Consider the following 7,394-nt stretch of genomic DNA (forward strand, 5'->3'; position numbering starts at 1 on the left):
GTGTTCCGATGTTGTCTCTGGGGGGCTAGGTTGGGGGGTTTCGGCATTTGCTACAGTGCGTTGCTGTTGTTGCTTGAGAACTGTTTGCCAGTCTTGAGTAGAGACGATCGCCCGATCGAGATCGTTGTGAAGAATGCGCTGGAGGACATCCCATCCGGCGGCGGGGGAAATTCCGGTGGCGAGGGCTGCTAATCGTTCAGGCTGGAGATGTGCGGGTAGTCCGGTGAGATCTGCTCCCATGCCGACTTCTTGCCAGATATCCCAGTCGATCGAGATGGTGCGATAGTTGGGGTTGCGGTTTTGGGCGATGGCGAAGGCATCGAGGAAATTGTTGGCAGCGCAATAGTCAATTTGTCCCATGCCGCCGAGAAGGGCACTATGGGAGGAGAATAAGACTAAGAAATCGAGGTTTTTATCGCGGTAGATGCGATCGAGTACTAGTGTGCCTTGGACTTTGGGGCGCATGACGCTGGCGGCGGTTTCGGGCGTTTTGAGTTGGATGATGCCATCGCCTGGAATGCCTGCTGTGTGGAAGATGCCGTTAATTTGCCCGTAGGTTTGCTGGATTTGCCCCTGAATGGCTGCCATTTGCACTAGATCGGCAACGTCGGCATTTAGTACCAGTATTTCTGCCCCGATCGCTTGGAGGGATTGGATTTGGCGGATTTTGCTACTAATTGGCTCTGTTTCGTCGTGACTTGTCAACCAGTCTACCCATTCAGTTTGAGCTGGAAATGGTGAACGACCGATTAGAATAAGTTTTGGTTGTGGTACTGTCTGGGCTAAATGTGTGGCGATCGTCAGTCCGATCCCACCCATACCACCTGTAATCAGGTATGTACCCCGTTCGCGTAATGATGTTGGCGACTCAACTGGTTCTAGATACAGGGGTTCGGCAATCGGCAACCAGCGATAATTGCCCCGATAAGCAACAATCGAATCGCTCGGAGTGGTAGCCTGAGCCAGGATCTCGGCGATCGTCCGATCGTTGGCGTAGCCTCTCCCCTGGAGAATCGATTGCTCGTTGGTAATTTCTAGATCGATCGTACAACAGCTAATATTTGGATACTCTTGAGGAATGACTCGACAAGCTCCCAAAATAGTCGCTTTTTCCGGTTGAATTGTTTCGGTGCCCATGACATTTTGACTATTGCCAGTCACTACACCAATATGAATCGGCTCGTTGCTATTTTGTTGTCCGATTGCTTGAGCTAGATAGAGCAGACTGTAGAAACCGTAGGTTTGCGATTCATCAAAGGAAACCGCGCCTAGCGTCCAGAGATGAGTAATAATGGGCGAACGATCGATCTCTAGAATCGATCGCATTAGCGTCTCGTAGTGGCTGAGATCGCCAGGATCGATCGTATAGATATCGTTATTGTGACTAAATTGAGTACCAATTTTGACCTCAATTACCCGTTCGCCCCTTTGCTGTAGCCGTTGTGTCATGACGGTTGCAAATCCTAAAAGATCGCTAAATATTACCCAACAACGTTGCCGATCTGTCGGTGCAAGTGTGGGTAAAGTCGAACGTTTCCATGAAGGGACATAGAACCAGTCGCCGATATCCGTTTTTTTAACTGGCGTAACCAGAGCGCGATTTGGCTCGTTTAGCGCAGGTGCGTCGATCCAATACCGCTGTCGATCGAAGGGATATGTGGGCAGGGGGACGCGCTGGCATTGGCGATCGGCATAAAAGCTAGTCCAATCGATTTCTACGCCATTTAACCACAGTTGCCCCAAGCTTTTGAGCAGCAATTCTAGATCCGAGGATTTGTCTTGCGGATGGGGGAGGGAATAAAGAATAGTCCGATCTGGTGCCTGTTGTTTGGTTAAAGTGCCCAGAGTCCGCCCCGCCCCGACTTCGAGGAAGATGGCATCGGGATTATTTAATAACTCGGCGATTCCGGCTGAAAATTGGACGGGCTGACGTAAATGCTGTGCCCAGTAGAGCGGATCGGTGGCGGCTGCGGCGGTAATCCAAGTCCCCGTAACGTTAGAAATAAACGGCAGTTGGGGCGGATTTAAAGTAATACCACGCAAACATTCGACGAATGGCTCGATCGCACCATCCATCAGCGGTGAATGGAAAGCATGGGAAGTATGCAACGGACGGCAAGTAATCCCCCGCGTTGCCAGTAGGCTCTCTAATCCGGCGATCGCCTCAACTGTCCCCGAAACTACGCTCAGATCGGGGCTATTACTGGCTGCAAGGTGTAGTGAATCGTCAAGTAATGGTTGGAGGTCGCCGACGGATAAATTGACTGCTACCATCGTACCTGTGGGCTGTTGCTGCATCAATCGTCCCCGCGTCGCCACTATCGTTAGGGCATCTTCGAGGGAGAAGACACCTGCCAGACAAGCGGCGACATATTCACCGATACTATGTCCGATCGCCCCTTGCGGTGTTACGCCCCAAGACATCCAGAGTTGAGCGAGAGCATATTCGATCGTAAATATCGCAGGTTGAGCGATCGCGGTTTGGGTGAGTTGGTGGGTAGCTGTATCGAGATCGACTCGATCGGCAAATAAGATCGGGCGAATGTCGATTTGATGTTGAGACTGAAGGAAAGAAATACAGCGATCGACATGCGATCGAAAAGTGGCTTCGCTCTCATACAGTTCCCGCCCCATATTCACATACTGAGAACCTTGCCCGGAGAACATAAACATTACAGGCGGATTGCTAGCCGTTGTCTGCCCTGTGAATACTCGCTCGGAGTCTCCCTTACCAAATACTTTTACCGCATCTTCCAAGGTCGATACAACGGCAATCCGGCGATGTTCTAAAGCCCAGCGTCCGACTTGGAGCGTATAAGCGACATCGGTTAAATTAAGATCCGTGGCGTGCTGGAGTCGATCGACCAAATTAGCTGTCGATCGATCTAAAGTAGCCGCCGTTTTCGTCGAAAGTGCCAACAGTTGATAAGCTCTCGGCTGTGACGTTACCGGATCGAGGGGCGGGGCTTCTTCTAAAATGGCATGGACATTCGTACCGCCAAAACCGAAGGAACTCACACCCGCCCGACGGGGAGTACCGTTAGTTTCCCACTCGGTAAGTTGAGTATTGACGTAAAACGGACTATTAGCAAAATCGATTTGGGGGTTAGCAGCCTTAAAATGAAGACTGGGGGGAATGCGTTTGTGATGCAGTGCCAGCACTGTTTTAATAAAACCTGTAATCCCCGCCGCTGCATCTAAATGTCCGATATTAGTTTTGACAGATCCGATCGCACAAAACTGCTTGAGATCCGTCGATGCGCGAAATGCTTGTGTCATGGCGGCAACTTCGATCGGATCGCCCAAGGCAGTACCCGTACCGTGAGTTTCCATATAAGTAATGGTTTCCGGCTCGACTTCTGCCATCAGTTGAGCCGCCCGAATCACTTTAGCTTGCCCTTCCTGGCTGGGTGCGGTGTAGCCGACTTTCATCGCCCCATCATTATTAATCGCCGAACCTTTAACGACAGCATAAATCCGATCGCGATCGGCGATCGCCTCTTCTAAGCGTTTCAATACTACAATTCCCAGTCCATTACCGCCCACAGTGCCATTTGCACCACTGTCGAAAGCGCGACAATGCCCATCGGGAGACACGATTTCGTCAGGCGAGAGGGTAGTTTCACTCTGGGGCACCTTCACCGCCACCCCAGCAGCCAGAGCCATGTCACATTCGCCACTAAGCAGACTTTGACAAGCTAAATGCACTGCAACTAAGGAACTAGAACAAGCCGTCCCCACGCTGATACTCGGCCCCCTGAGATTCAATTTATAAGAGACACGAGTGGGTAAATAATCTTTATCAACTCCTACTAATGTCGGCAAAAATCCCCGCGATTCAATCAATCCTGGATTCGGACTGAGGTTATATAACAAGTAAGTTCCCATCCCTACACCTGCAAATACCCCGATCGATCGCTCCTCATTTTCCGAACTATAACCAGCATTTTCGAGAGCTTCCCATGCCGATTCCAAAAACAACCGATGTTGAGGATCCATTGTTTCAGCTTCTTTAGGATTGAAACCGAAAAAAGCAGCATCAAATCGATCGACATCTTTTAACACTGCCCCCACCCGATCGATGCCATTAGATCGTGCCTCACCCTCACTAAATGGTGTAATTAGTTCGACCCCATTTTCTAAGTTTTGCCAAAAATCCTCGATCGTCTCCCCGCCAGCAAATTTACCAGCCAGTCCAATTACCGCTATTTCTAAACCGTTAAAATTTGAATTCATATGACTATTTTTTTATGTTTTTTTGATAATCGATAATTGGGATGGTGCGTTACGCTTCGCGATAACACACCCTACGCATTTTGGTTCGGAAAATCCCCTCCTCGGAGGGGTGCCCGTAGGGCGGGGTGGGTCGGGTCTAAGCTTCACGCCAGTAAGTTATTGGTGGGGTTGAACAGGTTTGTACGAATGTTATTCATTTTTTAACCGCAGAGGCGCAGAGAGCGCAGAGAAGATCGAACAGAGAGAATTGCTCTTATTTACTAGCTAACTTAGACCTTTCTAACCGTTGCTTCAACCGATCTTTCCCCTGACTTAACTTCTGCCGATCCTCAACACTTTGCTGCCCCAAAACATTCACATCCTTAGCTTGCATTAACCGCTGTGCCAAAGCTCTAACTGTTGGATAATTAAACAAATCCACCAGCGAAATCGATGCGATTTGCACGGGCAAAACCTCACTTAATTTGCGATAAACAGTGGTAATTAGTAATGAATTAGCACCCAGATCGAAGAAATTATTAGTAACCCCAATTTCCTCGATTTCTAATACCTCTTGAAAAATGGATGCGATCGAACGTTCGATTTCATTCTGCGGAGCTGTATGAACTACCTCCCTCGATCGAAATAGATCGATTTGGGTGGGTAATGCTTGCCTGTCAACTTTGCCATTAACAGATAGTGGCAAGGCATCCAGAAACATGAAACTCGATGGCACCATATAATCGGGGAGTTTGCGCCCTAGGGAGTCGCTGAGTTCCTCGACGGTGGGTAAATTCGATCCAGCTACGATATAAGCCACCAACCGCGCTTGCTGACTTTCGCCGATGACTTTGACGATCGCAGTTTGCACGGCGGGATGTTGCATCAGGGCTGCTTCTACTTCCCCAGCTTCGATCCGATAGCCGCGTAGCTTGATTTGGAAGTCTACCCGTCCCAAAATTTCGATCGTGCCATCTGGTAAATAACGACCGCGATCGCCTGTACGATAGAGTCGTTCACCCGTGCGCGGATGGATGATAAAGTTAGTATTCGTCCTTTCCTCATCGCGCCAATAACCTTTAGCTACTTGTACGCCAGCGCAATACATTTCACCTGCTACCCAAGTAGGACAGTTATTTAAAGCTGGATTTAAGATGTAATATTTGGCATTCGCCATCGGTTGCCCGTAGGGAATACTTTTCCAAGTGGGATCGACTGCACCGATTTGATAGCCGATATTCCAGATTGTAGTTTCGGTGGGGCCACCAATACTCAATAATTCGATGGCTGGTACTAGGTTGCGAATTCGATCGGGTAGTGCCAGTGGCAGCCAATCACCACCTAAAATCGCCAAGCGCAAACTAGTTGTAAATGGGGTATCGCCGACGGCATTTACCAACATTTCCATCATCGGCGGTACTGAGTTCCACAATGTCACATGTTCGCGCTGGATTAATTCCGCCCAATGGTGGGGATCTTTAACTAGCCGCGCATCGGGGATGACGATCGATCCACCCGCCGCCAGCAATCCAAAGATGTCATACACGGATAAGTCGTGATTGAGGGCGGTCAGAGCTAATATCCGATCGGTAGATCCGACCTGAAACCGTTGGTTGGTATACACTACCACGTTAGCCACATTCCGATGTGTCACCATCACCCCTTTCGGTAAACCAGTGGAACCGGAGGTATAGATTACATAAGCCAAATCGTCGGGAGTTTGGACGGATTCGAGTGGTGCATTACTCTTTGTTGTTAAATCTTCAGTATCGATCGATATGCGCTGAATCGATTCATCCCACAGTAATTTATCCTCTAACCAGGATTGAGTGAGGACGATCTCGATGTCACTATGTTTGAGTAAATACTGAAGGCGTTCCGGTGGTAAATCGGGCGCGATCGGTACATAAGCCGCCCCAGATGCTAAAATCCCCATCACGGCGACGATCTGTTCCCAGCCTTTTTCCATCACCACGCCGATTAATCGATTTGGCTGTGCCCCAAGCTGTCGCAAGCGATGACCGAGGCAAGTGGCGAGATCTCTCAATTCTCGATACGTTAGGGATTTACCCGCAGCGATAACGGCGATATTATCGGGTGATTGGAACACGCGATCGGCAAACAGTTCGTGTAATAATGCCTCAGAAATCTCTGCATCTGTCGCATTAACCGCCTCCCGTGCGAGTAATTGCGCTGGCGGCAACAGTTGGGGATGTGGCTCCTGCCAGATCGCATCATCATCTGCCAGATGTTGGAGTAAATTGCAGTAAGCCGCAAACATCTCAGCGATCGCGCCTGCGGGAAATAGTTCCTCTACTACATCCCAATTGAATGTCAGCGTTTCTTGCTCTTCCCACACTTGAATATCCATCCAAGCTTGCGAGGCTTGACTGATTCCATAGACTAATTCACCAAAATGGCTAAATGTCAAGGTTTCCTGCCCGATACCTGCAAACCCCAACGTACTGGTAAAGATTACAGGCATCGCATTCGGGACATTCCCTTGACGGCGGGTGAGTTCCCGCGTCACCCGTACCCCACTATAGTAGCGGTGTTCCAGATCTTGCCAGAGTTGGGTTTGAATCCGCATCGCTCGATCGCGGAACGATTCAGGCGCAGAATTATCTACCCCTAGCAGTGTTACCGATGTGAAATCTCCCAACAGCCGATCGACGTGAGGATGCAGCGGCAATCGATTAAATAGTGCCAAATTGAGCGTAAATTGCGGATTCTGGCTCCACAGCGCGAGAATTTCGGCAAAGGCAGCCAGCAACATCCCCGAAGGAGTCAGCCCGATATTTTTCGCTTTCTGCTTCAGCCGCTGCCAATCCGCCGTCTTCATCTGCGCGTTATAACGCCGACAGCGGTGCTGTTTGAGTTCCTTGGGACTTTTCGCCAGGGGTAAATCCGGTGCGGGTGGTAGCTTGTCTATTCGATCGAGCCAATATGCCCGCGATCGCTTATATAGCTCGGTTTGACAGAGATTTTGTTCGGCGATCGCATAATCCCGAAATGAGATATCTAATGAGGGCAACACACAATCCGGCTGCTGATAGACTTGAAACCACTCCTCAAACAGGCGAAACAAGCTCCACGCATCAAATACCAGCAGATCGTAACTAATATGCAACCGCAATCGCGCACCATCCAACCGCGTCACCCGAAAATCAAACAACGGA

General features: G+C 49.6%; 2 protein-coding genes. Both read right to left on the reverse strand.

All coding sequences use genetic code 11. The annotated features are described in order from the left end of the window. Positions 1-4,236: type I polyketide synthase (locus tag RMO35_RS22720; protein WP_309744606.1), on the reverse strand; the 4,236-nt coding region annotated here is incomplete at its 3' end. A gap of 253 nt (positions 4,237-4,489) precedes the next feature. Beyond that, positions 4,490-7,394 (reverse strand): amino acid adenylation domain-containing protein (locus RMO35_RS22725; protein ID WP_309744608.1); only part of this gene is annotated, 2,905 nt, incomplete at its 5' end.

This window comes from Chamaesiphon sp. OTE_20_metabat_361 (genome assembly GCF_031364565.1).